This is a genomic window from Actinoplanes sp. NPDC051343, from assembly GCF_044455125.1.
Taxonomy (GTDB): domain Bacteria; phylum Actinomycetota; class Actinomycetes; order Mycobacteriales; family Micromonosporaceae; genus Actinoplanes.
Genome location: NZ_JBITEL010000012.1, coordinates 207,847 through 232,846, shown reverse-complemented (window position 1 = coordinate 232,846; position 25,000 = coordinate 207,847). Strand labels below are relative to the sequence as shown.

Genomic DNA, 25,000 nt, shown 5'->3' with positions numbered 1-25,000 from the left:
AGGCACCCGCCGGGCGAGGAAAATGTCCGGCGCGGTCCATTCGGGGAGGATACCGAGCGTGGAGTACACCAGCGGCGCCCAGTCGTGGCGGGTCGTCATCCGCCGCGCACTGGGCGGACTGCGGCCACGTCGGCGAGGTCAGCGCACCCGCGGATGGTCGGTCGGCGTGCCGCTGATCGGCCTGATCGCGGGCCTCCTCTTCACCACCTCGGCCCGCACCGCCGACGGCACCGCGCTGCGCGACGACCGCCGGCCCCAGCTGGCCCAGCTGATCGCCGACGAGCGCAGCCGGGTCGCCGCCCGGCAGCAGACGGCCGACCAGCTCAACGCGCAGGTCGAACAGGACACGGCCCACCTCGCCCAGGTCGACCAGCCGGTCAAGCAGGCCCGCGAGCAGGCCGATTCGATGCGGCAGGCGGCCGGCTTCACCGCCCTGCACGGCCCCGGGGTGACGGTCACGCTCAACGACTCGTCCCGGCGGGCCAGTGAGTCCGATCCCAATGGGCCCGACAACGACGACCTCGTGGTGCACCAGGGCGATGTGCAGGCCGTGGTCAACGCGATGTGGGCGGGCGGCGCCGAGGCAATGTCGATCATGGATATCCGCGTGATCTCGACCAGCGCGGTACGCTGTGTCGGCAATACGCTGCTGCTACACGGCCAGGTCTTCTCCCCACCGTTCAAGATCACCGCGATTGGCGAACCCACAGCGATGCATAGCGCGTTGGAGTCCGCGGAAGGGGTCCGACAGTTCCGCGATGCGGTCGCCGACTTCGGCCTCGGTTATACGGAAACCGTCGAGAGGAACGTGACATTGCGGGCGTACGACGGATCGAGTGACCTGCGATCCGCGCAGGTTGCGCAGTGATGGCGGACAACAACTCGGGCCGCCACCGCGCCCCCGACGGCGAGGCCCACACGGCCTACATTCCTCGCATTACGGACGCATCGCCCGACGGCGTGCCCGGCGGCCCGCTCGCACCTCCGGTCGGTCTCGGCTCCGGAGCGGACGTACGCGGTGAGCAACCCCCGGCCACAGCAACCCCGTCCCCCTCCTCGTCCCCGTCGCCGTCCCTGGAAAACCCGGCCGACACCGCGATCCTCGAATCCGACGATGAGATCCGCCGGCGTGTCGCGGCCGCCCGCACCTACGCCGACCCGGCAACCCCATCGGGTGAAAAGCGGGGCAACGAGGTCAGCGCAGCCGCAGCCGCAGCCCGCCTCCGACCGACCGAGCCGCCGACCGCACTGCCACCGGGCGAGTTCGACTTCTTCGGCGCCCCCCAGGAAGCCGGCCCGCCCCCGCAGGCCCAGGCGTTCCCGCCCCCGCAGGCCCAGGCGTTCCCGCCCCCGCAGGCCCAGGCGTTCCCGCCCCCGCAGGCCCAGGCGTTCCCGCCCCCGCAGGCCCAGGCGGTCTCGCAAGGCTCGGTGCCCCAGCCGCAAGCCGCGTACCCGCAGAGCCAGCCCCCGACCAGCCCGCCGGCGCAGCTCGCCCAAGGGCCGGGCGCGCAGCCGTCGGCCGCGCCACCCGCCTTCCCGCAAACCCAGCAGGCGACCGGCTCGCCGGCCCAGCTCACCCCGGGGCAGGCCCCTCAGCTGCCGACCCCGCCGCCCGCATATCCGCAGGCCCAGCCGCCGGCCGACTCACCGGCTCAGCCCGGCCGAAGCCCGGCACCACAGGCGACCGCTCACCCGCAGGCCGAGCCGCCCACCGGCTCACCGGCCCAGCCCCGCCGAAGCCCGGCACCGCAGGCGGCCGCCTACCCGCAGGCGCAGACGTCACCAGCCCAGCAAGCTGCCTGGCCGCAGGCCCAGTCCGGGCTGCCTCAGCCGATGTCCGCGGCTGCGGCCGCGGCCGCGGCCGCCCAGCCGATGTCCGGCGCCGGCCAGCCGACGTCCGCGCCGGCCCAACCCGCGGCGCCCCCGTCGGCGCGAGCGGGGTCCGGGCAGCCGGTCCGACCGCAGGTCACGCATACGACCGCGCCGGTCTCTCCGATCCCGCACCTCCAGTCACCGGCGGAGACCCAGCAGCTCCCGGCTCCCGTGGGAGCGACGGCAATCCCCTCCACGACCGCGCAGACCGTCTCCGCGTCGGCGAACCAGCCTGCGTTCGCGCAGGCCGGCTTGGCAGCGGCCAACGGCCGGTCCGCGGCGCAGGCCTACAGCTCCGGCAACGGCCCGACGGCTGCGCAGAGCTACGGCTCCACCAACGGCCAGGCGACCGCGCAGAGCTACGGCTCCGCCAACGGCCAAGCGACCGCGCAGAGCTACGGCTCCACCAACGGCCAGGCGACCGCGCAGAGCTACGGCTCGACGAGCGGGCAAGCGGCGACGCCGGGCTACGGCTCCACCAGCGGACCGGCCGGAGCTCCGGGTTACCAATCCGGGAACGGCCACTCCGCGCCCGAGCTGAACGGCCGCGTCACGACCGCCGACACCGCCGCATATCCTGCAAACGGCTCCAACGGCCACGTACAGCCCGAACTGGCCCGAACCGCCGGTTCGCCCTACGGAAGCCCGGTTGCGGCCGCGAGCGGCGGCCTCGGCACCACTCCCCGCACCGCGGGCGGCCTCAACCCGTCCCGCCGCAGCTCCGAGGGTGGCTTTCCCTCCGCGTACGCCGGCGGAGAGGCCCCCGAGGACCCTGCGGCCACGCGTCAGCTTCCGGCGCCCGACGTCAGCAGGACCACGGCCAACGGCGTCTGGGACCGGCCCGAGACCAACTTCATCGAGCAGCCCTCGGGCGGCGTACGGTTCGCCGGCTCCCGCCAGGACCCCAGCGAGACCACGGTCATCCCGATGGTCGACGCGCCCACCGGCTTACTTCCGTCGCTGCGCAAGCCCACCAGAAAGGTCGGCGTGCCGGGCGCGGCGGCGGAAGCCGCCAAGGCCGCCGCCGACCCGGACGTCGCCCTCGGCGCCGTCCCGGTCACCGAGGTGCGTCCCGGCACTCCCGACGAGTCGGATGTCCCGGCCGAGGACGGCGAGCCGAAGCGCGGCGAGAAGGTCGTCAAGCTGCGCCCGGAGCAGACCGAAGACGGGTACGAGAGTGTCTACTCGAAGCTGACCCGTCCGACTTTCGCCTCGCGGCTGCGGTCCGGCATCCGGGTCTCCGGCGAGCTGATGATCACCTTCGGGTTGATCGTGCTGTTGTTCGCGGGCTACGAGATCTACGGCAACGGCGCCAAGGTGCAGAGCGAGCAGGACAGCCTCAACAGCAAGCTCGATCAGGACTGGGCCGACCCGACGGTCGGACCGACCAGGCAGGGACCGGCCGCGCCCGGCGACAGCCTGGTCGGCCGCCTCTACATCCCGAAGTTCGCCAAGGAGTGGGTGGTCGTCGACGGGGTCCTGCCGGACGACATCAAGTACGCGCCCGGCCACTATCCCGACACGGCGAAGCCCGGCCAGATCGGCAACTTCTCGGTCGCCGGCCACCGGATCCCGAAGATCTTCTGGCGGATCAACGAGCTGCACAACGGCGACGTGATCGGCGTCGAGACCCGCGACAGCTGGTACATCTACAAGGTCTACAACACCGAGATCGTCAAGCCGGACGCCGTCCAGGTGGTCGAGCCGGTGCCGGACCAGCCCGGCGTCAAGCCGACCAAGGCGGTCCTGACGCTGACGACGTGTAATCCGAAGGGCAACAACTACCAGCGGCTCATCGTCCACGCCCAGCTGGCGTCGCAGGTCAAACGTGACTCGGCCAAGCCGGACGCCGGGATGCCGGCCGAGATGAAGGCGAAGTACTAGGCGATGTACAGGTGGATCTGGCGAAAGCTGCCCTTCGGCTTCTGGGGGAAGCTGACCAGCTCGCTGGCGCTCTCGGCCGGCACCGTGGCCCTGCTCTGGTACGTGATCTTCCCGTGGGCGACGCCGCTGCTGCCGTTCGACGACGTGCAGGTCGGCGCCGACACCCAGCAGGGCTCGGCCCGGGAGGACCCCAACGTGGTCGACCCGAGCGCCGCCACCGGTCCGGATGGCGGTTCGAACGAGATTCCGTACAGCACGGTGTCGAACGCTCCGGACCCGACGTCGACCAAGACGCCGTCCAGCCACAAGACCTCGTCCTCCGTCGTTCTGCCTGGTGACTGACGATGCGCATCCTGGTTCTCGACAATTACGACTCGTTCGTCTTCAACATCGTGCAATATCTCGGCCAGCTCGGCGCCGAGTGCGTGGTGCGGCGCAATGACGAGATCTCGGTCGACGCCGTCGGCACCTTCGGCGCCGACGGGCTCCTGCTTTCGCCGGGGCCGGGCACTCCGGAACGCGCCGGCATCATGATGGAGACCATTGAGGCGTACGCGGGCCGGATCCCGATGTTCGGGGTCTGCCTCGGTCATCAGGCGATCGGGGCCGCGTTCGGTGCCACGGTGACCCGCGCACCGGAACTGCTGCACGGCAAGACTTCCGAGGTGCACCACACCGGCGCCGGTGTGCTGGCCGGCCTGCCTGAGCCGTTCACCGCGACGCGCTACCACTCCCTCGCCGTGGTCCCGTCCACGTTGCCGGACGAGATCGAGGTGACCGGGCGTACGGAATCCGGTGTGGTGATGGCCTTGCGCCATCGCACCCTGCCGATCGAAGGTGTGCAGTTTCATCCCGAATCGGTGCTGACCGAGGGCGGCCACTCCATGCTGGCCAACTGGCTGGCCTCCTGCGGCCTGCCGGAGGCGCTCGAGAAGGCGCCCGCCCTGGCCGCCGAGGTGGAGGCCCGCCGCCGCTCCGCCTTCGCCACGGCCTGACCGCACAGCAAACCGGCCTGACCGCACAGCAAATCGGCCTGACCGCACAGCAAATCGGCCCGCCCCCGGAAATCCGGGAGCGGGCCGTTCACGTGTGTGCCTCAGTTGCCAAAGATTCCGCCGTTGCCATCGCCGTCGCCGCCACCGGTCCCGCCGGGCGGCGTGGTGGTGCCCGAGCTCGGGTCGTTGCTCGGGGTGTCGTCACTGACCACCGTGAGCGTGATCCGGTCGCCGTTGGAAATCGACTTGCCCTTGGACGGGTCCTGCTTGACGACGGTGCCCGGCTGCTGGGTGCCGTCGCTCGGCACCTTGTCGATGCTGACGTTGAACTGCCCGAGGTTGTCGAGGATGCCCTGGGCGACGTCGATCGACTTGCCGGTCAGCTCGGGCATCGGCACCTGGTTGCCCCGCGACACCTTCACCGTGATGTGGGTGCCCGGGTCGACCGTCTTGCCCTCGCTCTCCACGTCGAGCACAGTGCCCGACTGCTTGGTGCTGTCCACCGGTTTGATGTCGGGGACGAGACCCTTGGAGGTCAGCGCCTGCTCGGCGTTCTGCTGGGTGCCCCCGACCAGGTTTTCCGGCACTGTCACCTTGGCCGGCGGCTGGCACAGCTGGTAGGTGATCTGGGTGTCGGCGGTGACCTGCTGACCCTCGGCCGGGTCCTGGTCGGCGACTTTGCCGTCGCAGTCCGGCCCGGTCGTCGGAGTCTTCGCCGAGATCTTGGTCAGGTGCAGCCCTTCGAGCTTGGCCCGCGCGTCGGAGTCGGAGAGCCCCTTCAGGTTGGGCATCGACACCGCGGGGGGTGTCGTCGCGTTGTTGCTCGGGTTGTCCTTGTTGCCGCGGTTCATCGCCAGCGCGACCCCGAGCACCACCACGACCAGCACACCGAGGCCGGCCAGGGCCGCCATCACCCACGACGACGAGCGCCGTTCGGGCGGCGGCGGCATGCCGCCGCCGGGCGGAACCGGACGCTGCATGGTGGTGGCGCCCTGCGGCTGCCACTGCCGGGTCGCCGCGGCCTGGCCCTGCATGGCCATCGTCTCGGCCTCGCTCATCACCGGGGTGGCGAGGACCGGACGACCGGCGACCGCGCGCAGGGCGTCGGCCCGCATCTCCTGGGCGCTCTGGTAGCGGTTGATCGGGTTTTTCGAGAGGGCCTTCAGCACGATCGCGTCGACGTCCGGCGAGACCTCGCGGTTGATCGAGGACGGGGCCTTCGGCTCCTCCCGCACGTGCTGGTACGCGACGCTGACCGGGCTGTCACCGACGAACGGCGGGTGCCCGACGAGCAGCTCGAACAACACACAGCCCGCGGCGTACACATCGGAGCGTGCGTCGACCGCCTCGCCCCGGGCCTGCTCGGGGGAAAGGTATTGGGCCGTACCGATCACGGCGCTGGTCTGCGTCATCGTCGTGGCACCGCTGGCCAGGGCCCGCGCGATGCCGAAGTCCATGACCTTGACCTGGCCGTTCGGCGTGATCATCACGTTGCCGGGCTTGATGTCCCGGTGGATGATCCCGTGCCGATGGCTGAACTCCAGCGCGGCGCAGATGTCCGCGATGATCTCCAGCGCGCGGCGCGGCTGGATGCGGCCTTCCTGGCCCAGAACCTCCTTGAGGGTCTGGCCGTTCACGAACTCCATGACGATGAAGGGCAGCTTTTCGCCGGTCGACGAGATCTCTTCGCCGGTGTCGTAGACCGCCACGATCGCCGGGTGGTTGAGGGCGGCCGAGTTCTGCGCCTCACGACGGAACCGCTCCTGGAACGTGGCGTCCCGGGCCAGGTCGGTCCGCAGCATCTTGATCGCCACGTCGCGTCCGAGCCGGAGGTCACGCCCCTTGTGCACCTCGGCCATACCGCCGTAGCCGAGCAACTCGCCGACCTGATACCTGCCACCGAGCAGGCGGGCCTGCGCCGTCATAGCGTCTGTCGTCCTTCGTTAGCTCGGATCCATCCGGGGTTGGCGCCCGTCTGCTTGCTTAGACGGTACGACGTCCCCGGCGGTGCACCGTCGGAGACGCCCGTGTGGACGACGGTCGCGATCTTGCGCGTGTCACCGAGCGACGCGTTGCCCTTGTCCTTGCCCTGCTTGTACAGGAACGAGATCACTCCGGCACAGAGCAGGACCAGCAGTGCCAGCACGACGGCGAGAACGATCAGCACCTGGCGTCCGCCTGATCCCTCCGGCCGGGCCGCGGGAGCGGGCTGCTGGTACTGACCGAACGGCGGCGCCGACGGCGGCCGATAGCCCTGAGGTTGAACCGGCGGCCCCGAGGGTACCGAGGCGGCCCCCCGGGCACCCGACACGGGGCGGGGCACCGGCGGATAGGGCGCGCGGCCGTTCGCGGCGGCCGGGCCGGGAACGCTCGGTCCGAGCGGCGGATGTCCGTTGACCTGGCCCGCCGCCCGGGCGGGCTGAGCCGCGGTGTGCGGGGCGGGAGCGCCTGAATGCGGGGCGACCGGCTGCGCTGTGGTGTTGGCCAGCGCCGCGGCGGCCTGCCGGGCGACGTTGGCCATCGCGGCCGCGGTCGGCCAGCGGGCGGCCGGGTCCTTGGCCAGCGCCCGGTCGACGATCGCCCGCACGTTGGGCGGGATGTCGGCGGGCAGCGGCCGCGGGGTGTCGCGGACGTGCTTCATCGCGATCTCGATCGGGGTCGCCCCGTCGAACGGCCGGTGCCCGGAGAGGCACTGGTAGGCGACGACGCCCAGCGCGTACACATCGGAGGCCGCGGTGGCGACGCTGCCGCCCGCCTGCTCCGGCGAGATGTAGGAAGCCGTGCCGAGCACCGACCCGGCCGCGGTCAGCTGACCGACCAGCGCCGACCGGGCGATGCCGAAGTCGGTCAGAACCAGCGTGCCGTTGGGGCGCACCAGCAGGTTGCCCGGCTTGACGTCGCGGTGCACGATCCCGTTCGCGTGGGCCGCCTGCAGGGCGTCGGCGGCCTGGGCGACCAGGGCCATCGTGCGGGCCGGGGTGAGCCGGCCGACCCGGCTGAGGGTACGGGACAGCGCATCGCCCTCGACGTACTCCATGACGAGGAACGCCAGCTGCTGATCGCTGCCGTAGTCGTAGACGTCGACCACACCGGGGTGGTTGATCGTGGCCATGGTGCGGGCCTCGCCCCGGAACCGTTCGGCGAAGCCCGGCTCGTCGAGGAGGGCGGGCAGCAGGATCTTGACGGCCACCGTCCGGCCCAGCACCTCGTCGGTGCCGCGCCACACGTCGCCCATCCCGCCGCCGGCGATCCGCTCGTCGAGACGGTACCGGCCGCCGAGGGTAACCCCAGGGCTGATCATGTCAGTCCCCTCCCCGACCGGCCGCGGCCTTCATGATGAGCCCGGCGATCCGGGCCGCCTCGGCGCTGGCGTGGCCACCGGGCACGTTCTCCAGCATGACGCACACCGCCGAAACCGGTTCACCCTTGGAGTTGAAGGCGAACCCGATGAACCAGCCGTGCGGGTCGGCGCCCTCGGCGTTCTGGGCCGTACCGGTCTTGCCACCGACCTTGAAGCCGTCGATCTTGGCTTTCCGGCCGGTGCCGTCGGAGACCACGCTCTCCATCATGTCCTGCAGCTTGCTCGCGACGTCGCCGCTGATCGGCGTGCGCAGCGTCTGCGGGCTGGCCGTGTAGATCGATCGCCGGTCCGAGCCGAGCAGCTGCTGCACCAGGTACGGCCGCATCTGCTTGCCGCCGTTGGCCACCGTGGCCGCCATCAGGGCGCCCTGCATCGGGGTCATCCGCACGTCACGCTGGCCGATCGACGACTGAGCCAGCGCACCCTTGTCGGTGGTGCCGTCCGGGTTGGTGATGGCACCGGTGTGGCTGGGCGCCACCGGAAGGCCGTTGTTCTCCTGCAGGTTGCCGACCGTGAGCTTGGCGTCCTCGAAGCCGAACGCCTGGGCCATGCCCTTGACCTTGTCGGCCCCGAGCTTGACGCCCAGCTGGGCGAACGCGGTGTTGCAGGAGACCGTCAGCGCATCCTTGAGGGTCGTCGTCGAGGTCGGGCAGACGTCGTCCTCATCGTTGTGGATGACCGCGCCGCTCTCGCGGTAGACCTCGCCGGCCGGGATCGAACTGTCCTCGGTGTAGCCGTTCGACAGCGCGGTCGCTGAGACGATCGTCTTGAACGTCGAGCCGGGCGGCAGGGTCTCCTGGGTCGCCCGGTTGAGCAGCGGCTGGTCCTTGTCCTTGAGCAGGCTCTGGTACGCCGCCGAGGCCGCTTTGACGTCATGGTTGACCAGCGGGTTGGGGTCGTAGCTGGGCATCGAGACCATGGCCTGGATCGCACCGGTCCGCGGGTCGATCGCGACCGCCGCGCCCTTGTCGACGTCCTTCTCGTTGTGGGTCATCTCTTTCCACGCGACCTGCTGGGCCTGGGTCTTGAGAGTGAGCACCACGTTGCCGCCACCGGTGTTGTTGCCGGTGAACATGTCCTTGACCCGGTCGGCGAAGAGCTTGTCGCTCTCCCCGGACAGGAAGTCGTTCTCGCTGTTCTCGATGCCGGTCGCACCCAGGTTGACCGGGCGGTAGCCGAGCACCGGCGCGTAGGCCTGCTTGTCGGGGTAGACCCGCAGGTACTTCAAGGTGTCGCTGGTGACCTTGTTTTGTGCCAGGAACTCGCCGTCGGCCTCGATGTCGCCGCGCGGCCGGTCATATTGCGCGACCACCACCCGACCGTTGTGCGGATGCGTGCGATAGGCGTCCGCCTTGTACGCCTGGATCCAGTTGAGGTTGGCGAAGAGAAGACCGAAAAGGACGAGGATGACCACGCCGGCCCGCCGCAGGGGAGCGTTCACGGCTTGAACACCTCCGTCGGGGCGCCGTGCAATTGAGTGGGTGCCTTTCGTGGGCCGCCGGGGCGGTCGCTGCTTCCGCTGCTCGCCGCCGGGCCGCGGGCCGCGTTCGAGATGCGCAGCAGCATGGCGACGAGTAGCCAGTTCGCCATCAGGGAGGAGCCGCCGGCGGAGAGGAACGGTGTCGTCTGGCCGGTCAGCGGAATGAGTCCGGTGATACCGCCCAGGATGACGAAGACCTGCAAGCCGAGGGTGAACGCGAGACCACCGCCGACCAGCTTGCCGAACGAGTCCCGCACGTTGAGGGCCGCCCGCAGGCCCCGCTCGACGATCAGCAGATAGACCACGAGCAGCGCGGACAGGCCGAAGAGACCGATCTCCTCGCCCATGCCGGCGAAGATGAAGTCGGTCGATACGGCCGGGACGAGGCCGGGTGAACCGGCACCCGGGCCCGACCCGAAGAGGCCACCGGTGCCCAGCGCCAGCAGACCCTGCACCAGCTGATAACTGCCGCCGGTCCGGTTGTAGAACGTCTCGTTGAACGGGTCGAGCCAGATCGAGGCCCGGTCGTAGAAGTTGGCGAACGGGCCGCCGACCGACGCGCCGAGCAGGTAGGCCACGTAGACGCCGCCGAAGAACAGCAGCAGGCCGATGATCAACCAGCTGGCCCGTTCGGTAGCGACGTAGAGCGTCACCACGAACAGGCCGAAGTACAGCAGCGCGGTTCCCAGGTCCTTCTCGAAGACCAGGACCAGGAGACTGAGCAGCCACACCGTGACGACCGGGCCGAGGTCGCGGCCGCGCGGGAAGTCGATGCCGAGGAACCGCCGGCTCGCCAGCGACAGGACCTCCCGCTTACTCACCAGGTAGTAGGCGAAGAAGGAGACCAGGGCCAACTTGGCGAACTCACCCGGCTGCACCTGGACCGGGCCCAGTTTGATCCACAGTTTGGCGCCGTTGACCTCGGACAGGCTCGCGGGCAGGACCGCCGGGATCATGACGAGCACGATGCCGACCAGGCCCAGGGTGTACGCGTACCGTGAGACGATCTTGTGATCGCGGATCACCAGGAGCAGCACCGATGCCAGGATCAGCGAGGCCAGCGTCCAGATCAGCTGCCGGCCGCTGGTGGCCGAGAAGAGTCCCGGGTGCGGCTGCTTGTGGGTGATCGCCTTGGCGATGTCGAGCCGGCGCAGGAACGAGATTCCCAGACCGTTGATCAGCGCGACCGCCGGGATCAGCACCGGATCGGCGTACGGCGCGGTGAAGCGCACCACGAAGTGCAGTCCGACGAACAGCACTCCGAGAAGCGCCGCCGGCACCCAGAACATCGGCGTGACGGTGTCGTACTGGTTGGCTTCGACGACCGCGCTGTACAGCGCCACAAGCACCATCGCCAAGGCAAGGAGCCCCAGCTCGGCGTTGCGGTGCGTCTTCAACCCCGGAACACGCGACATCTCACCCGTGGAAGCGGGATTCAGAGGAGCCGGTACAGCGGGCGCGGTCACGAAGAAGATCCCCAGACGTGTCAGGTCGGAGCTCAGTTGGCGGTCCGACACCCGACCGGATCGACGCCCGGCGGGACGGAATCGGAGGCCTGAGCACCCGGATTGCTGGCAGCGGTGTTCGGCGTCGACGGCAGGGTCGACGGCAAACCGGTCGCGGACGTGGTGGGCGCGGTGCTGGTCGAGTTGCAGAGTGGCTTGAGGTTGGAGTTGGTGGGCACGTCATTGGTCAACTCGGCCAGGCGGCTCTGCGCGTCGGTCTGATTGTTGGCGTGAATGCCCTGCTTGACCCGTTCCTGCGCAACCGTGGTCAGGTCGTTGAGGCGGACCGGGCTGGTGTAGCTCACCTTGGACAGGTCGAGTCCGGCGACCTGACCCGGCACACCACGGAAGACGGCGAGCTGACCGGCATCGGTCGCGCCCACATAGTACTGGTCCTGGGTGTAGCGATAGCCCGCCCACAGGCCGCCGCCGAGCACCACCAGCAGCGCCACCACCAGCAGCGTGGTGCGCACCGGGTGGCCCTTCGGGCCCGGCTCGTCGGGCGGGTTGTCGGAAGGTTCCTCCGGCTGCGGCGGACGCGGAGCCTTGAGTGCCGCAGCCCGGGCGGCCGACGTCGAGCTGTCGGCAACCGTCGTGTTGCCACGGTCGAGGGAAGCTGCGCCGCCCACGATCGGAGCCTGCTCGACGATGTCCTTGTCGATCGCGTCGGCAATCACCACGGTGATGTTGTCGGGACCGCCCCCACGCAGCGCCAGCTGCACGAGACGCTCCGCGCACGCCTGCGGATCGGCGAGCTCCCGCAGGGTCTGACCGATGGTGTCGGCGCTGACCACCCCGGAGAGCCCGTCGCTGCAGATCAGGTATCGGTCACCGACCAGCACCTGACGAACGGAGTATTCGGGGTCGATGTCGCGGCCGTCCAGCGCCCGCGTCAGCAGCGAACGCTGCGGGTGACTGCTGGCCTCCTCGGGGCTGACGCGCCCCTCGTCGACCAGCATCTGCACGTAGGTGTCGTCCTTGGTGATCTGGGCGAACTCACCCTTGCGCAGAAGGTAGGCGCGGCTGTCGCCGATGTGCACCATCCCGAACTTGCTGCCCGAGAAGAGCACCGCGGTCAGCGTGGTGCCCATGCCTTCGAGTTGCGGGTTGGCGTCGACGGTGTCGCGCAGGTGTTGGTTGGCGATGCCGACGGCGTGGCGCAGGGCATCGACCATCGCGTCACCGGGAACGTCCTCGTCGAGAGGAGCCATTGCGGCGATCACGATGTTGGACGCCACGTCACCGGCGGCCATGCCGCCCATACCGTCGGCGACAGCGAGAAGTCGCGGCCCGGCGTAGACGGAGTCCTGGTTCAGGTCTCGGATCAGTCCGCGGTCGCTCTGAGCGGCATAGCGCAAGGTCAGGGTCATGGCCGTAACTCGAGGGACGTGCGACCGATCCGGATCGGTTCGCCAAGGGGGACGGGAGTAAGTCCCGAGACCTTACCGCGGTTGAGGTACGTCCCGTTCGTCGAGCCAAGGTCCTCGACGAACCAGTTACCGTCGCGGGGCACCAGCCGGGCGTGCCGGGCCGAGGCGAAGTCGTCGGTAATGACGAGCGTCGAATCCTCTGCTCGACCGATAGTGATCGGAGCTTCACCCAACGTGATGCGTGTGCCGGCCAGCTGACCGGCCGTCACCACGAGCTGCCGCGCCGCCTTCCCCCGCTTCGCCTTCGCCGGCGGCGCACCCTGCATCGCGGGCCCGCCCACACCTCGAGGGCTGGCCACGATGCTCTTGGACCGCACTCCGCCAAAGAGATCCCGGCGGATCACTCCCACCACTGTGAACACAAAGATCCACAGCAGGATGAGAAATCCGAACCGGGCCACGGTCAGGACGAATTCGGGCAAGGTGCCTAGCCGTCCACTCGGAAGGTCAGCGTGGTGGTGCCCAGCTGGATCATGTCGCCCGGGTTGAGCGCCACCGCGGACACCCGCTGGCCGTTGACCATCGTCCCGTTCGTCGAACCGAGATCGGTCAGCACGACCTGGTTGCCGTCGTAGTCGAGCCGGGCGTGCCGGCGCGAGATGCCGACATCGGGCAGCCGCAGATTGGCCTGGTCACCCCGGCCGATCACGGTCGAACCCATCTGCAACGGGTAGTTACGCCCGTCACCCGAGACGAGGCCGACATTGCGCCCGTTCGGACCGCCGGGCTGCTGGTAACCGCCCTGGTCATAAGGCGAATATTGCGGGCCGGCGTCATAGGCCGGCTGCTGCACCGGGGCAACTTCGCCACCGGTGTAGACCTCAGCCGTCACGCGGAACATGCCCGTATCGAGACCCTCACCACGCTCGATCTCGACGATGACATCGCCATAGACCGTCCAGGCCTGCTCACCGATGAACTCGGCCTGCGACTGCGCGAGCTCCTGTGCGAGCGCGGCCGCGTACGGCGCCAGACGACTGTGGTCGTACGGCGACAGGTCGATCACATAGCGGTTGGGCACCAGGGTGCGGCCACCGGCAAGGATGGCCTTGTGCGCCTCGGCCTCCCGCTGCATGGCATTCAGGATCTCCACTGGGTGCACGACACCCTTGAAGACCTTGGCGAAGGCCCCCTCGACAAGGCCTTCCAATCGCTTCTCAAAGCGCTGCAGCACGCTCACCGGCTCCTCCTCGGCTTCCGAGGACATGATGGTATCCGGCCGCCGCTTGCGCATCTCTAGCTCAAGTGCAGCCGGCACTTCTGACCCTCGTATGACGCCCCTCGACGCCGTGCTAGTCTTCCCTGGCATCCGGGGCGATATCAACTCGTAAGTAGTTGAGTCACCTGGGTAGCGACTCGCTTAGTAACTTGCGTCAGCGTAGTCTGTCGCAGCCAGTTACGAGCAAGTGCCACATGGGGATGTGGCGGAATGGCAGACGCGCACGGTTCAGGTCCGTGTGTCCGAAAGGACGTGGGGGTTCAACTCCCCCCATCCCCACGAGTGTGATGGGTGACGTGTGTCCGCAAAAAGCGCGGACCTCGTCACCCTCGTCATTTACCTCCGGGGGCCGAGCCCCCGGACACCCCGCGTTGCGGTGGTTGCGCCGACGCGGTGGTTGCGCCGACGCGGTGGTTGCGGTCGAACCAAGTGGTGGTTTCTGTCAAACCAAGTGGTGGCTGCTGTCAGACCGGCGGTGGTAACGGTTTGGGTGTTGGTTGCGGTGGCGGCGGGGTCTGGGTGCCGGAAAGTGCGATCGGTCACGCTTTTGACTTCTGTCGCTTTTTTGTACGGCGTACGTGCTGCCTCACGTCACTGATCGTGAGTTGGAGTTCGGTATCCGGTTCGGCGTTGGGGTTTGTCGCCTGTTCGGGTGATGAGGTGGGGCGGGCTATGCTCGGCGGCGCCTCTGGGAGCTTGCGGCGTTGGGAGTGTCGGGCGTGACTGGTGGGTCGGTGGTTGAGGTCGCGCGGGGGAAGCGCAGCGTGCTGGGCGTGTTGGTCGATGTGACCGACTACGCCGATGCGACCGCGCGAGTCATGGCCGCTGCGCGCGAACGGCGGCCCTACGCGGTCACCGCGCTTGCCGTACACGGCGTGATGACCGGTGTGCAGGACAAGGCGCACGAGGCTCGGCTCAACTCCTTCGACCTGGTGACCCCCGACGGGCAGCCGGTACGCGGGGCCTTGAACCTGCTCTACCACGCCGGTCTCAGCGACCGGGTCTACGGGCCCACGCTGACGCTCAAGGTGATCGAGCAAGCGGCCGCCGAGGGGCTGCCTATCTATCTGTACGGATCCACGCAGCCGACGCTCGACAAGCTGGTGCCCGCGCTGGAGGAGATGTTCCCGGCGCTGAAGATCGCGGGGGTCGAGCCGTCCAAGTTCCGGGCGTCGCGGCCGGGCGAGCCGGAAGAGATCGCCGAACGGATCAAGGCATCCGGCGCGCGGGTCGTGTTCGTCGGGCTGGGGTGCCCCCGGCAGGAAGTGTTCACCTACGCGATGCGGCCGCTGCTCGACATGCCGCTGCTCGCGGTCGGTGCCGCGTTCGACTACCACGCCGGCCTGCTGAAGAACCCGCCCGCGTGGATGCAGAAGTACGCGCTGGAGTGGCTGTGGCGGTTCGGACTCGAGCCCAAGCGCCTGTGGAAGCGCTACGTTCTGCTCAACCCGGCGTACCTGACCCGGCTTGCCCTGCAGAAGAGCGGACTGTGGAAGGCGACCCCGTCGGCCCCGGCCACCACGCCGGTCGAGTCATTTGCGGTCTGACCAGCTGAGACCCCGCTGAGCCGGTCATCACGATTCGGCCAACGCCGCCCGGACGCCTGTCTATAGGTGCAGGTCGGGGACCCCTACGGGTTCCGGTCCGGGCATAACCCGGTTTCGCAGGCAGCACCACAGGTGAACGCTGTCGATGTGAACACCGCTGCGGACCTAATCCTGATCGGCGCCTTGGCCGGTGTCTGGCTGGCCGCCGGCCTGCTGGCCGAGACCTTGCCGACCGCACGCACCGCACTCGAACTACGCCGCCGAAGCGTCCTGCTGTCCACTGTGATCGCTCTCGGTGCGGCTGTCTTCGTCGCCATCCCGATCGTCGCCGGCCTGCTGCCCGGCGAGTCGGCCGCACCGGCGGCCGCCCTGCTCCCGGCCGTTCCCGCCCTGACCGTGCTGGTCGTGTCGTTCCGCCGGCTGACCCGGGTGCGGCAGGGTGCGGGCGCCTTCGCAGCCGCGCCGCAGACGCCCGCCCCGCCTGCCCTCCGTGCCGCCGCCGCGCACCCGCTCATCACCACACCGCTGCAGGTCACCGGCCTCGCCGCCCTCGTCGGTCTCCCGATCGCGGCCGGCATCATCAGCGTGCCCGGCGCCAGCGTCGCCGGCATCCTCATCTCGGTGGTCGCGGCCACCGTGCTGATCATCGGCATCCGCGCCGCGATCCGGCACAGCCGCCTGAGCCTCCTCGCCCTGGCCCCGATCCGCACGAGTCGCCGCATCCCCGTCCGGACGCGCTGACCACGACGCGCTGACCAGGTTGTGTCAGCCCTTGCGTGCTTCCTGCACATAGAGCAGTTCCAGGATGGACCGCGCCGCCTCGAACCACCGGTCCAGCCACTCCGACGGCGGCAGCGTGCCCCGCGCCGGCAGCTCCATGAGCAGCCCGCGTAGCAGCGGGTGGTCGGCCATCGACGGCGACGAGCCGGAGTCCGGCCACCCCGACGACGGGAAGACCGACTCGCTCAGTCCGGGCAGGTCGAGCGACGGTAATGAGGGGGCCCGGTCGAGTACGCCGGTCGGCTCGATGCTGTGCGAGCGTCCGGGCGAGCGGGTCGGCAGCCCCGAAGTGCTGCTCGACCGCGAAGTCAGTTCGCTGTCACTGTCCATGGACAGCCCGGCCTCCCGGCGCCCCTGCCGGTACGCGCTGACCCCGCCGCTGAACCGATCCTGCGCCGTGGTGGAGCCGTTGCCCAGGTTTTCCGAACCAATCGTCATATTCTGCCTTGCCTCGTTCGCTGATTTCCCCGCTCGTGAGCGCGGTCACGGCCGCACTTACGGCATTCAACGAGGAGGGTGGCGAAATGACTACGGCCGGCCGGGCGCGCACCGCGCGGCAGGGCCGGCCGTGGCAACCGGGTCGAAGCCGGTCAGATGTCGAACTCGCCGTCCTTGGCGCCGCCCACGAAGGCGTCCCACTCGGCTTGGGTGAATATCAGGGCCGGGCCCTCCGGACGCTCGGAGTCCCGCACCGCGATGACCTCATCGACGAATGCCACCTCGACGCAGTTGTCGGAGTTCGGGCCACTACGGCTGCTCTTGAACCACTGCGCCCGGCTCAGATCGATCCGGAAACCCTTCGCTTCAACTTCCACAATGGCTCCTCTACCAGCATCTCGATCATCTCGATGGACTCCTCCGGATCAAGGGCGGTTGCCCGGATCGTCTCGAAGATGGAGTGGTACTTGCGAAGCTCTTCGGCCTTCTCCAGAAACAGCCCACCGGTAGCGTTCTCGGCGAACACTACGTCGGTGTCTTCGTCCTCCTCGAACTCGAGAATGGCGAAGGTACCGTCCATGCCGGCATGGGGTCCCGCCACGAACGGCAAGATCTGGATTATCACGTTCGGCAGGCGGGCCGCTTCGATCAATCGCATTAATTGATCTCGAATGACATCGTCACCGCCGACCGGCCGGCTCAACACCGCTTCATCAAGCACCACCCGAAGATCGATGGGATCGTCCTGAGTCAATAACGACTGTCGCGCCATGCGGACGTGGACCCCTTGCTCTATTTCCGTGTCGGTGTCCCCCAACCGGGCGGCCCGAATCATCGCAATTACATACTCTTCGCTCTGCAGCAGGCCGGGTACCACCTGCTGCTCGTACGTACGAATAGATCTTGCAGCGGCGCTGAGAACCGTCGAAAAAGGACGTTACCGCCCCTTTTGCGTGGCTTCCCGGGCAATTTGGACAAGCTTCTCCTGCACCGTTTCCGGTACGCCGTAATGTCCAATATGTCGTGGCCATCACGGATGGCGGCTCCGGCGTGGCCCGTCTCAATTCGGGACACTTTGGACGGCGAGCATCCAAGTCGCTCGGCCACCACGTCGATCGTGATCCCGGCCGCCTCCCGATGCCGGCGCAACTCGGCTCCAGGCGCCGGCGACGAATAGTCGGACTACGGCGGGTATTCACGTCCACAGTGTCTCTGTTGATCATTGAACCGTTCAAGCGAGATGAGTGAACATCAACAATCACGGAAGGCTGACATGCAACTTGCATCGGCAGCCACCGTGGTGCAATCTTTCGGTATGGCCCGCGTCACTTAATGCACTTGTGAGTGACGGGCCGGAGTCCGGCTCACGCACTGGATGTTGTCGTTAACGGGGAGCCGAGGCATCCGTTCGTCCGAGGTGGGCATCCACCCGACGGCGGCGGGAGATCGGCGATGGTGACGTTCCGCTACTTTCGGCGAAGATTGGCATCGTCAGAACTTTGCGGTGGTGTTTCTGCCGGGCACACTGGTCCACCTGTGTCAACGTGCATCCCGAAACTAGTTTCAGGGCAGGAGATGACGTGCTTCCTCGGTCCGGTGATGTCATACACGTGACGAAGGCGGCGAGCGTCCAATTCGCGGCGCCAATGCTCTTCCGCGTCATCCGGGTCCATGACTGGCCGACCTATGAGGGCTGGATCTGGCTCGACGGCTACGAGTTGAACGCATCGGGGGACGCGGTCGAACGACGCTCCATCTTCGTGCAGGTCGGCGGCCTGCGAGCGGTCGGCAAGGCGCCAGACCCGCGCGCCCGCAACGGCCGCCAGCCCGGCATCGGCTCCGGTTCGGTCGCGGCCCGCATGCGCAGCAACCGCTGAAGCCTTTCTAGTCGCCGCCGGCCGTAGCGGTCGCCGTACCGGTGCCCGGCGCGGAAACGAGCAGCGTGACCCTGGTGTCCGGTGGAACCTCCTGCCCCTCCTCCGGATCACTGTCGAACACGGTGTCGGGCTCCGCGTCGCTCGGCCGATAGATTACGTGTGTCGAGTTGATGCCGACCCCCTTCAACGCTGCCTTGGCGTCCGCCACCGACAGGCCCTTCAGCGCCGGAATGGCGACCGCGCTGGCCGTCGGATCGGTGGTCGTAGGCGCCGTCGTGGGCTCGGTGGTGGTCGGCTGGGTCGTCGGCTCCGTGGTCTCCGTCGCCGCAGCCGTGGTGGTCGGTGCCGGCGGCGCCGACGTCGTGGCCGCCGGTGCCGGCGAGTCGTTCTTGCCCGCGTTCTGCACGATCAGATAGATGCCCCAGCCCAGCGCGGCCAGCAACACGAGCACGATGATCCCGACCAAGATCGGCATCCACCAGCGGTCGTTCCGCTGCGGCCCGGGAGCGGCCGGCCAGTCGGTGACCTGCTGGTATTCGGCCGGCCCGGGCTGCGGCGCGCGCACCTCGGCCCGCCCCGACCAGGCCGGTCCACCCTCGACCGGCGGCATCACCGACGTGGCATCGGGCGGCCGCGCCCCCGGGTTCACCACCGTCGGATCAGTGGCCGCTCCTGGCTGCACCCGCGTGCGGTCGTCGGAAGCAGACGGCGCGACCCGCGTACGGTCATCGTCAGCCGCGGACGGCCCCGTCCCCGTACGGTCATCGTCGGAGGTAGACGGCGCGACCTGCGTACGGTCATCGTCGTTGCCGGCCGGCGGCTGATATCGGGTCGAATCGTCCGCGGGCCGACGGCGACCCGGGCCGGCGTCCTCCGCCCAGGTGGCATCGTCGAACGCGGAAAAACCCCGCGTCTCGTCACGCTCGTCGGACATTGCCGCTCCCAACAGTCACCCGCACGGGTCAACGTATCCAATCTTGCGTGACAAGTGGCACCCCTGCGGGACAAAGGCGCCGGTGGCGCCCCCTGTGATGGATTCGCAGGCATCGGCGCCGACCGCTACAGTGCCCGGCATGGCCGATATGGGCTGGACAGCACGAGTCGCCGCCGCAGCGGGAGCATCAGCGGGCACCGGCGCCGCGCAACTAGGCCTGGGCTACGGCCTCGGCGTCGTGGTCTGGCCGCTCACCGACACACCCGACGACAGTGTCTGGCTCGGAAGCCTCGGGTGGGCCACCTGGATCACCGCGAGCGCCACCGTCCTCGGCGCGGTCATCGCCAGCCGCATCGGCGGCGGTCCCCGGCCCCGCACCCCGGAGTCGGCCCGGCTGAGCGGTCCCTGGCGGCTCAGCCTCGCCGCCGCGGCGGCGATCGGAGCTTTGGTGGCGGTCGCGCTGATCGCGCTTCCCGCGCGTTCGGCCGTACGCGATGACACCTTCTCCCCCCAGGTCATCGCCGCCGGATATGCGCTCGTCGGCGTGGTCTTGGGCCTGGTGGTGGCCTACTGGGCCGTGGTCTCCCGTCCGGTCGCCGCCAACCTGATCACCACCGGACTGTGGCTGTGGGCCCTGGCGATCAGCGCCGTGGTAGTCGAACTGGCCGCCCACCGCGCCTCCGCCACCTACCTCACCAGCTGGCAGTTCACCGGCCGCACCGGCCACCTGTACGGCACCATCTTCTGGCCAAGCGCCGCGCTGACCTTGGCCGCCGCCTTCGCCATCGGCGTCATCTCGGTCGCCCCCGCTGCCCGCCGCGGCCACGTCGGTTTGGGCGCCGCAACGTCGGGCGCGGTCGGCCCCCTCCTGGTGGCAGCGGCCTTCTTCGTACTGGCCCCCCAGCTGACCGGCGCCCTGGGCCCGCTGGAGTCCGCCTACCTGATCGCCCCCTACGCGGTAATCGCAGGCCTGGCCGGCTCCGCCCTAACCGTGACCATGGCCAAGGCCCGCCAAACCCGCCGCGCCGCCACCCTGGCCCCCAGCCACCCCGCTCTCCCCGCACCGCCTTCCCCCGGCAGCGACCCCGCCCCCGCGGCCCGCACTCCCCACCCGCGAACCGCAGCCGACCCCCGCAACACCCCAGACGCCCCCGTCCCCGCAGACAGCCACCCCGGCCCGGCAAACAGCCACCCCGGCCCGGCAAACAGCGACCTCGGCTCCGCAGGCAGTGATCCCGACTCGGCTGGCACCGACCACCGCTCGGCGGAGAAAGCTTCCCGCCCAGCCGACCGAAAAGGCTTCCGCCTGGCCCGCTCCAAGGGGGAACCGCGCCAGAGCCCGGCCAACTCGGACGTTTCTCGCCCTTCCGGCGACGGCAGCGCGCAGACGAGCGCTTCGCCCACTTCGGACAATCCCGGCAAAATCATGCCGGACGAACCTCGTCCAACCGGCAGGAGGGGCTTCCGCCTCACCCGCTCCAAGGATTCCCTCCCAGGCACGTCGGCCGAGCCCGTCCCCACCGACTCGGATCAGGCGCGCTCACCCAACTCGGACCAGCGGGGCGCGACCAGTCCGGTCCGGTCCGGCAAGAGGGGCCCCGACGAGGCAGGTCTGGCAGCGACCGGTGTGGCCACGAATCCGGCTGCCGACCCGGCGACGCTCCCGCCGCCCCCAGGCAAGGAGAAGTCCAAGTTCTCCCGCTTCTTCTTCGGCCGGAAGGCGCCCGCCCAACCGACCGTCGACGACAATTCGGACACCACCGAGGTCTTGGCAACCTCGGGCGACCGCGCCATCGGACAGACCACCGCAAAGTCGACGCCGTCCGGTCGCGCCGCCAGGAAGGTCGAGCCAACGTCGACTTCCGGCAGCGCCACCGGGCCGGCCGCGGCGAGCCCGAAGTCGGCCGCAGCGGCGCGGTCGGCCGAACCTCCGACGCCGGCCGCCGGTTCGCCGTCTCGGCCGGCGCCGACGCCGGCTGGTGCCTCTTCCGCACCCCGAACCGCCCCGCCGTCACGGTCCGACCCGCCGGCCGCGGACCCGTCGCCCACCAACGCACCGCCGCTGGCTCCGTCACCGGTCAACCCACCGACCGCCAAGCCGTCACCGGTCAGCCCGCCACCGGCCAAGCCGTCATCCGTCAGCCCGCCACCGGCCAAGCCGTCATCCGTCAGCCCGCCACCGGCCAACCCCTCTCAGGCGAAGCCCTCGCCGGCCAACTCGCCTGCGGCCAGGCCCTCACCGGCTAACCCGCCGGCCACCAGGGCGTCATCAGCAAACCCGCCGACTACCACGCCGTCACCAGTCGGCCCATCGACCGTCAAGCCAACACCGGGGAACTCGCCGACGGCTTCGCCGTCGTCGGGGAAGTCGCCTGCGGGCCGGCCGTCGCCGCGGCCCGTGAGGCCGGTGCCGGCTGGGGAGTCTGAAAGTCGGTCGGCGGACATTGATCCCTCGAACTTCGGTGCTGCCGACCCGGAGATTGCGGCCGCCGCCCGGCCCCGCGGGCGCGCCAAGAAGGCTACTCCGGCTCCCAAAGCGCCGGAAACCGGCAAAGCACCACAATCGACGATCACTCCGCCGCCGGCTAACCCCACCGTGGCGAGGATCAACCCCAAGCCGGAAGACGACTGATCCGTCGGAACGCCGATAGGAACGCCGATAGGACAGCAGCCGAGGACGTCAGATAGTCGGCCAGGTGTGCACCGGCGCGTTCGACTGCTGGAGCGACCGGTAACGAAGCACCATTTCCTGGAGTGCCGCCGTGCGGTTCGACCCACGGCGGTGCTCGGCCGCCCACACCGCGTCCGTCTGCCAGCTGGCCCCGTTGCGACCTGCTCGGCAGCGATCCTCGATGACACCCAGCAGACGATCACGATGTACCCGGTCGACGCCGAAACGCTCCAACCCGGCGTACGCCTTGGGAAGCAGGACCGTTCGCACCAGATCGACCACCGGGGTTTCTCCGATGCCGGGCCAGAAGACCGTGGCCTCGATGCCGCGGCGGGCACCGACGTGGAAGTTGTCCTCGGCCGCGGCGAAGGTCAGTTGCGACCAGATCGGCCGCTCCTCCTCGGCGAGTTGGCGGATCAGCCCGAAGTAGAACGCCGCGTTGGCCAGCAGGTCGACGACGGTGGGCCCGGACGGGAGCACCCGATTTTCGACCCGGAGGTGCGGGCGGCCGTTCATCACGTCGTAGACCGGCCGGTTCCACCGGTAGACGGTTCCGTTGTGCAGCCGCAGCTCACCGAGCCGCGGCACCCCGCCGGCCGCCAGCACCGACACCGGATCTTCGTCTTCGAGGATCGGCAGCAGCGGCGGGAAGTAGCGCGCGTTCTCCTCGAACAGGTCGAAGACCGAGGTGATCCAGCGCTCGCCGAACCACACCCGGGGGCGTACGCCCTGCGCCTTGAGTTCGTCCGGCCGGGTGTCGGTGGCCTGCTCGAACAGCGCGATCCGGGTTTCGGCCCAGAGCCGCCGCCCGTGGAAGTAGGGCGAGTTGGCCCCGATCGCGACCTGGACGCCGGCCACCGCCTGGGACGCGTTCCAGTACTGCGCGAACCGGTCGGGCGGCACCTGCAGGTGGAACTGCACGCTGGTGCACGCCGCCTCGGGGGCGATCGAGTCGCTGGCGCTCTGCAGCCGCTCGACGCCGCTGATGTCGACGTGGAACTGCTCGCCCCGTGCGCCGACCATTTCGTCGTTGAGCAGGCGGTATCGCGCGTTGGCGGACAGGTTGGCGAGCACCAGGTGGTCGGGGCCGAGCGTCGGTAGCATGCCGATCAGCACCAGTCCGGCCTCGTTCGCGGCGGCCCGGTCGGCCCGCCGGAGACTGTCGAGGACGTCCCGTTCGTACTCGCCGAAGCCGTCGCCGGATATCCGGCGCGGCCGTGCGTTGAGCTCGAGGTTGAATTGTCCCAGTTCGGTCTGGAAGGTGGGGTCACCGAGCCCGGCGAGCACCTCGGCGTTGCGCATGACCGGCTGTGCCTGTGCGTCGATCAGGTTGAGCTCGATCTCGAGCCCGGTCATGCCGTTTTCGGTCTCGAACGCATTGCGGTCGAGCATCATCGCCAGAGCATCGAGGCAACGCCGCACTTTTTGCCGGTATTGAACACGATCCTCGGGCGCGAAGACAGTGGTGAGAAGTTCCTTGCCCACTTACCCCTCGCGCTCAATAAATAGGACAATCCGTGAGCGCACATGTGCGCTCGGTCTACCTAACCATCCGCGATGAACCGGCGCTAGAGACGAAAGAGCCGCCGTCCCAAATACGGACGGCGGCTCGATGCCGAGAGGTCAGTCCTGGCGGATGGCCTCGCCCTCGATCTCGATCTTGATCTTCTTGCCGACCATGACGCCACCGCTCTCGAGAGCCATGTTCCAGGTCAGGCCCCAGTCCTCGCGGTCGATCTCGGTCGTGGCGGTGAAGGCGAACAGCGCCTTGCCGTAACCGTTGACCGCGGCACCGTCGAACTCGACGGTCAGCTCGACCGGCTTGGTCACGTCCTTGATCGTCAGCTCGCCGTCGAGCACGAACTCGGCGCCGGCGTGCGACTTGATGCCCGTGCTGCGGAACTCGATGGTCGGGTACTTCTCCGACTCGAAGAAGTCGCCGCTGCGAAGGTGGTTGTCGCGGTCGACCTGGCCCGTCTCGATGCTCGACGTGTTGATCGTCGCGGTGACCGCCGACTGCAGCGGGTCTTCGCCGATCGTGATTGTGGCGGTCGCCTCGGCGAACTGCCCGCGCACCTTGGCCACCATCAGGTGGCGCGCCACGAAACCGACCCTCTTGTGCGCGGCGTCGAGCACGTAAGTGCCGGCAACCGGGATGTCGAGGCCATCGAACTTGCGGGTGCCGACTGCGGACTGGGTCATGACGTTTCCTTCTTTCGAAGCGTACTCACGTGGGCTTTGTTGTGTGACACAGCAACTATATGCCAAGCAATATTCCGCCTGTCAAGTGCTTGAGGTAGGATCGCAACTGTGAGTACCGATCTGGACGACAGCCGCTTCACCGCCTTCGGCCTGTTCGCGGAGGCTTTCACCGGGTTGACGAACCGGTTCGCGGTGCAGTTCGAGCAGCACCGTCTGTCGGCGGTCGAGTTCGAGGTGCTGATGCGTCTGGCGCGCTCGCCCGGCAACCGTCTGCGCATGACCGACCTGGCCGGCCAGACCTCGCTGTCGACCAGCGGAGTGACCCGGGTGGTCGACCGGATGGACCGCGACGGCCTGGTACGCCGCGAGGCCTGCGCGAGCGACCGCCGCAGTTCATACGCGGTGATCACCACCGAGGGGCGGCAGCGCCTCGACGAGGTGCTTCCCGGCCACCTCGAGCTTCTGCAGCAGTGGTTCATCGGTCAGTTGACCCCCGGGCAGCTCGACGTTCTTCTCGACGCGATGCGCGCGATCCGCGATGCGGTCAACCCGTGTGCGACCGCCGGTAGCACCGACGAATCGCAGTCTGACGCAGCGTAACGGGTTTTACGAGATAACCGGCAGAACTACCGGCAGAACAGAGCGGACCCGCGGGGCAAACGGACATATCTCCTCGGTAAGCGGGCCAGCCGCGGCTACTGTGTTCCGCGCAAGGGGGATGCGGCGCGACCGAGGCGACGGACGCGGGGCTGACGGGGGAGCCATCGTTCTCGCCGCGTTACTGGTGGGGCGTTGTGATGGCCGG

General features: G+C 68.9%; 21 protein-coding genes, 1 tRNA gene and 1 pseudogene. 10 read left to right on the top strand and 13 right to left on the bottom strand.

Annotated elements, in window-relative coordinates; genetic code table 11:
• The first annotated feature begins 58 nt into the window (after positions 1 to 58).
• The 4 genes from ACIA5C_RS34835 to ACIA5C_RS34820 are packed head-to-tail and all read left to right on the top strand — an operon-like array spanning position 59 to position 4,751.
• The gene (locus ACIA5C_RS34835; protein ID WP_396062672.1) at positions 59 to 868 is read left to right on the top strand and encodes a DUF881 domain-containing protein; all 810 of its coding nucleotides are present in this window, start codon (positions 59 to 61) and stop codon (positions 866 to 868) included.
• Positions 868 to 3,756, top strand: a complete 2,889-nt coding sequence (locus ACIA5C_RS34830) for a class E sortase (RefSeq protein WP_396062670.1) — start codon at positions 868 to 870, stop codon at positions 3,754 to 3,756. Before ACIA5C_RS34835 ends, ACIA5C_RS34830 begins: the two co-directional genes overlap by 1 nt.
• Before the next feature lie 3 nt (positions 3,757 to 3,759).
• Positions 3,760 to 4,098, top strand: coding sequence for a hypothetical protein (locus ACIA5C_RS34825; protein ID WP_396062668.1), 339 nt, complete (start codon positions 3,760 to 3,762; stop codon positions 4,096 to 4,098).
• A gap of 2 nt (positions 4,099 to 4,100) precedes the next feature.
• Positions 4,101 to 4,751 (top strand): aminodeoxychorismate/anthranilate synthase component II, encoded by a 651-nt coding sequence (locus ACIA5C_RS34820; RefSeq protein WP_396062666.1) that lies wholly within the window; start codon positions 4,101 to 4,103, stop codon positions 4,749 to 4,751.
• A 101-nt stretch (positions 4,752 to 4,852) separates the two neighbouring features.
• Here ACIA5C_RS34820 and pknB read toward each other — a convergent pair whose 3' ends face one another.
• The 7 genes from pknB to ACIA5C_RS34785 all read right to left on the bottom strand — a co-directional run bounded on the left by pknB (position 4,853) and on the right by ACIA5C_RS34785 (position 13,734).
• Positions 4,853 to 6,676, bottom strand: coding sequence for a Stk1 family PASTA domain-containing Ser/Thr kinase (gene pknB, locus ACIA5C_RS34815; RefSeq protein ID WP_396062664.1), 1,824 nt, complete (start codon positions 6,674 to 6,676; stop codon positions 4,853 to 4,855).
• Positions 6,673 to 8,052, bottom strand: a complete 1,380-nt coding sequence (locus ACIA5C_RS34810; RefSeq protein ID WP_396062662.1) for a protein kinase — start codon at positions 8,050 to 8,052, stop codon at positions 6,673 to 6,675. Before ACIA5C_RS34810 ends, pknB begins: the two co-directional genes overlap by 4 nt.
• Position 8,053: 1 nt before the next feature.
• The gene (locus ACIA5C_RS34805) at positions 8,054 to 9,553 is read right to left on the bottom strand and encodes a peptidoglycan D,D-transpeptidase FtsI family protein (RefSeq protein ID WP_396062660.1); all 1,500 of its coding nucleotides are present in this window, start codon (positions 9,551 to 9,553) and stop codon (positions 8,054 to 8,056) included.
• Positions 9,550 to 11,007: an FtsW/RodA/SpoVE family cell cycle protein gene (locus tag ACIA5C_RS34800; protein ID WP_396062658.1), complete on the bottom strand. Its 1,458-nt coding sequence runs from the start codon at positions 11,005 to 11,007 to the stop codon at positions 9,550 to 9,552. The genes ACIA5C_RS34805 and ACIA5C_RS34800 overlap by 4 nt, the downstream gene beginning before the upstream one ends.
• 83 nt (positions 11,008 to 11,090) lie before the next feature.
• On the bottom strand, positions 11,091 to 12,467 hold the full coding sequence (locus ACIA5C_RS34795; RefSeq protein WP_396062656.1) for a PP2C family protein-serine/threonine phosphatase: 1,377 nt from the start codon (positions 12,465 to 12,467) through the stop codon (positions 11,091 to 11,093).
• Complete coding sequence (locus ACIA5C_RS34790; protein WP_396062654.1) at positions 12,464 to 12,949, bottom strand: FHA domain-containing protein; 486 nt, start codon at positions 12,947 to 12,949, stop codon at positions 12,464 to 12,466. Before ACIA5C_RS34790 ends, ACIA5C_RS34795 begins: the two co-directional genes overlap by 4 nt.
• A 5-nt stretch (positions 12,950 to 12,954) precedes the next feature.
• Entirely contained in the window at positions 12,955 to 13,734 is a 780-nt protein-coding gene (locus ACIA5C_RS34785; RefSeq protein ID WP_396062910.1) for an FhaA domain-containing protein, read from the bottom strand.
• Between the two features lie 208 nt (positions 13,735 to 13,942).
• Here ACIA5C_RS34785 and ACIA5C_RS34780 point away from each other — a divergent pair.
• From ACIA5C_RS34780 to ACIA5C_RS34770, 3 genes are all read left to right on the top strand, one after another.
• Positions 13,943 to 14,025 (top strand) — tRNA-Leu (locus ACIA5C_RS34780).
• Between the two features lie 455 nt (positions 14,026 to 14,480).
• Complete coding sequence (locus tag ACIA5C_RS34775) at positions 14,481 to 15,293, top strand: WecB/TagA/CpsF family glycosyltransferase (protein WP_396062652.1); 813 nt, start codon at positions 14,481 to 14,483, stop codon at positions 15,291 to 15,293.
• Positions 15,294 to 15,440: 147 nt separating this feature from the next.
• Positions 15,441 to 16,034, top strand: a complete 594-nt coding sequence (locus ACIA5C_RS34770; protein ID WP_396062650.1) for a hypothetical protein — start codon at positions 15,441 to 15,443, stop codon at positions 16,032 to 16,034.
• Positions 16,035 to 16,058: 24 nt separating this feature from the next.
• Here ACIA5C_RS34770 and ACIA5C_RS34765 read toward each other — a convergent pair whose 3' ends face one another.
• The 3 genes and pseudogenes from ACIA5C_RS34765 to ACIA5C_RS34755 all read right to left on the bottom strand — a co-directional run bounded on the left by ACIA5C_RS34765 (position 16,059) and on the right by ACIA5C_RS34755 (position 17,710).
• Positions 16,059 to 16,511 (bottom strand): hypothetical protein, encoded by a 453-nt coding sequence (locus ACIA5C_RS34765; protein WP_396062648.1) that lies wholly within the window; start codon positions 16,509 to 16,511, stop codon positions 16,059 to 16,061.
• Positions 16,512 to 16,663: 152 nt separating this feature from the next.
• Positions 16,664 to 16,888: a DUF397 domain-containing protein gene (locus tag ACIA5C_RS34760; protein WP_396062646.1), complete on the bottom strand. Its 225-nt coding sequence runs from the start codon at positions 16,886 to 16,888 to the stop codon at positions 16,664 to 16,666.
• Positions 16,852 to 17,710, bottom strand: a pseudogene (locus ACIA5C_RS34755) (helix-turn-helix domain-containing protein). Before ACIA5C_RS34755 ends, ACIA5C_RS34760 begins: the two are co-directional and overlap by 37 nt.
• 381 nt (positions 17,711 to 18,091) lie before the next feature.
• Between ACIA5C_RS34755 and ACIA5C_RS34750 the strand changes: the two are divergent.
• Entirely contained in the window at positions 18,092 to 18,388 is a 297-nt protein-coding gene (locus tag ACIA5C_RS34750) for a hypothetical protein (protein ID WP_364093659.1), read from the top strand.
• 7 nt (positions 18,389 to 18,395) lie between these two features.
• On the opposite strand, the gene ACIA5C_RS34745 is transcribed toward ACIA5C_RS34750, so the two are convergent.
• Positions 18,396 to 19,322, bottom strand: a complete 927-nt coding sequence (locus tag ACIA5C_RS34745; RefSeq protein WP_396062644.1) for a PASTA domain-containing protein — start codon at positions 19,320 to 19,322, stop codon at positions 18,396 to 18,398.
• 139 nt (positions 19,323 to 19,461) lie between these two features.
• Here ACIA5C_RS34745 and ACIA5C_RS34740 point away from each other — a divergent pair, with 139 nt between their 5' ends.
• Entirely contained in the window at positions 19,462 to 21,954 is a 2,493-nt protein-coding gene (locus ACIA5C_RS34740) for a hypothetical protein (protein ID WP_396062642.1), read from the top strand.
• A 48-nt stretch (positions 21,955 to 22,002) separates the two neighbouring features.
• Here ACIA5C_RS34740 and ACIA5C_RS34735 read toward each other — a convergent pair whose 3' ends face one another.
• Positions 22,003 to 23,478, bottom strand: a complete 1,476-nt coding sequence (locus ACIA5C_RS34735) for a glutamate--cysteine ligase (protein ID WP_396062640.1) — start codon at positions 23,476 to 23,478, stop codon at positions 22,003 to 22,005.
• A 138-nt stretch (positions 23,479 to 23,616) separates the two neighbouring features.
• Positions 23,617 to 24,195, bottom strand: coding sequence for a YceI family protein (locus ACIA5C_RS34730; protein ID WP_396062638.1), 579 nt, complete (start codon positions 24,193 to 24,195; stop codon positions 23,617 to 23,619).
• Positions 24,196 to 24,303: 108 nt separating this feature from the next.
• Between ACIA5C_RS34730 and ACIA5C_RS34725 the strand changes: the two genes are divergently transcribed.
• Positions 24,304 to 24,795 (top strand): MarR family winged helix-turn-helix transcriptional regulator, encoded by a 492-nt coding sequence (locus ACIA5C_RS34725; RefSeq protein WP_396062636.1) that lies wholly within the window; start codon positions 24,304 to 24,306, stop codon positions 24,793 to 24,795.
• Positions 24,796 to 25,000: the final 205 nt, after the last annotated feature.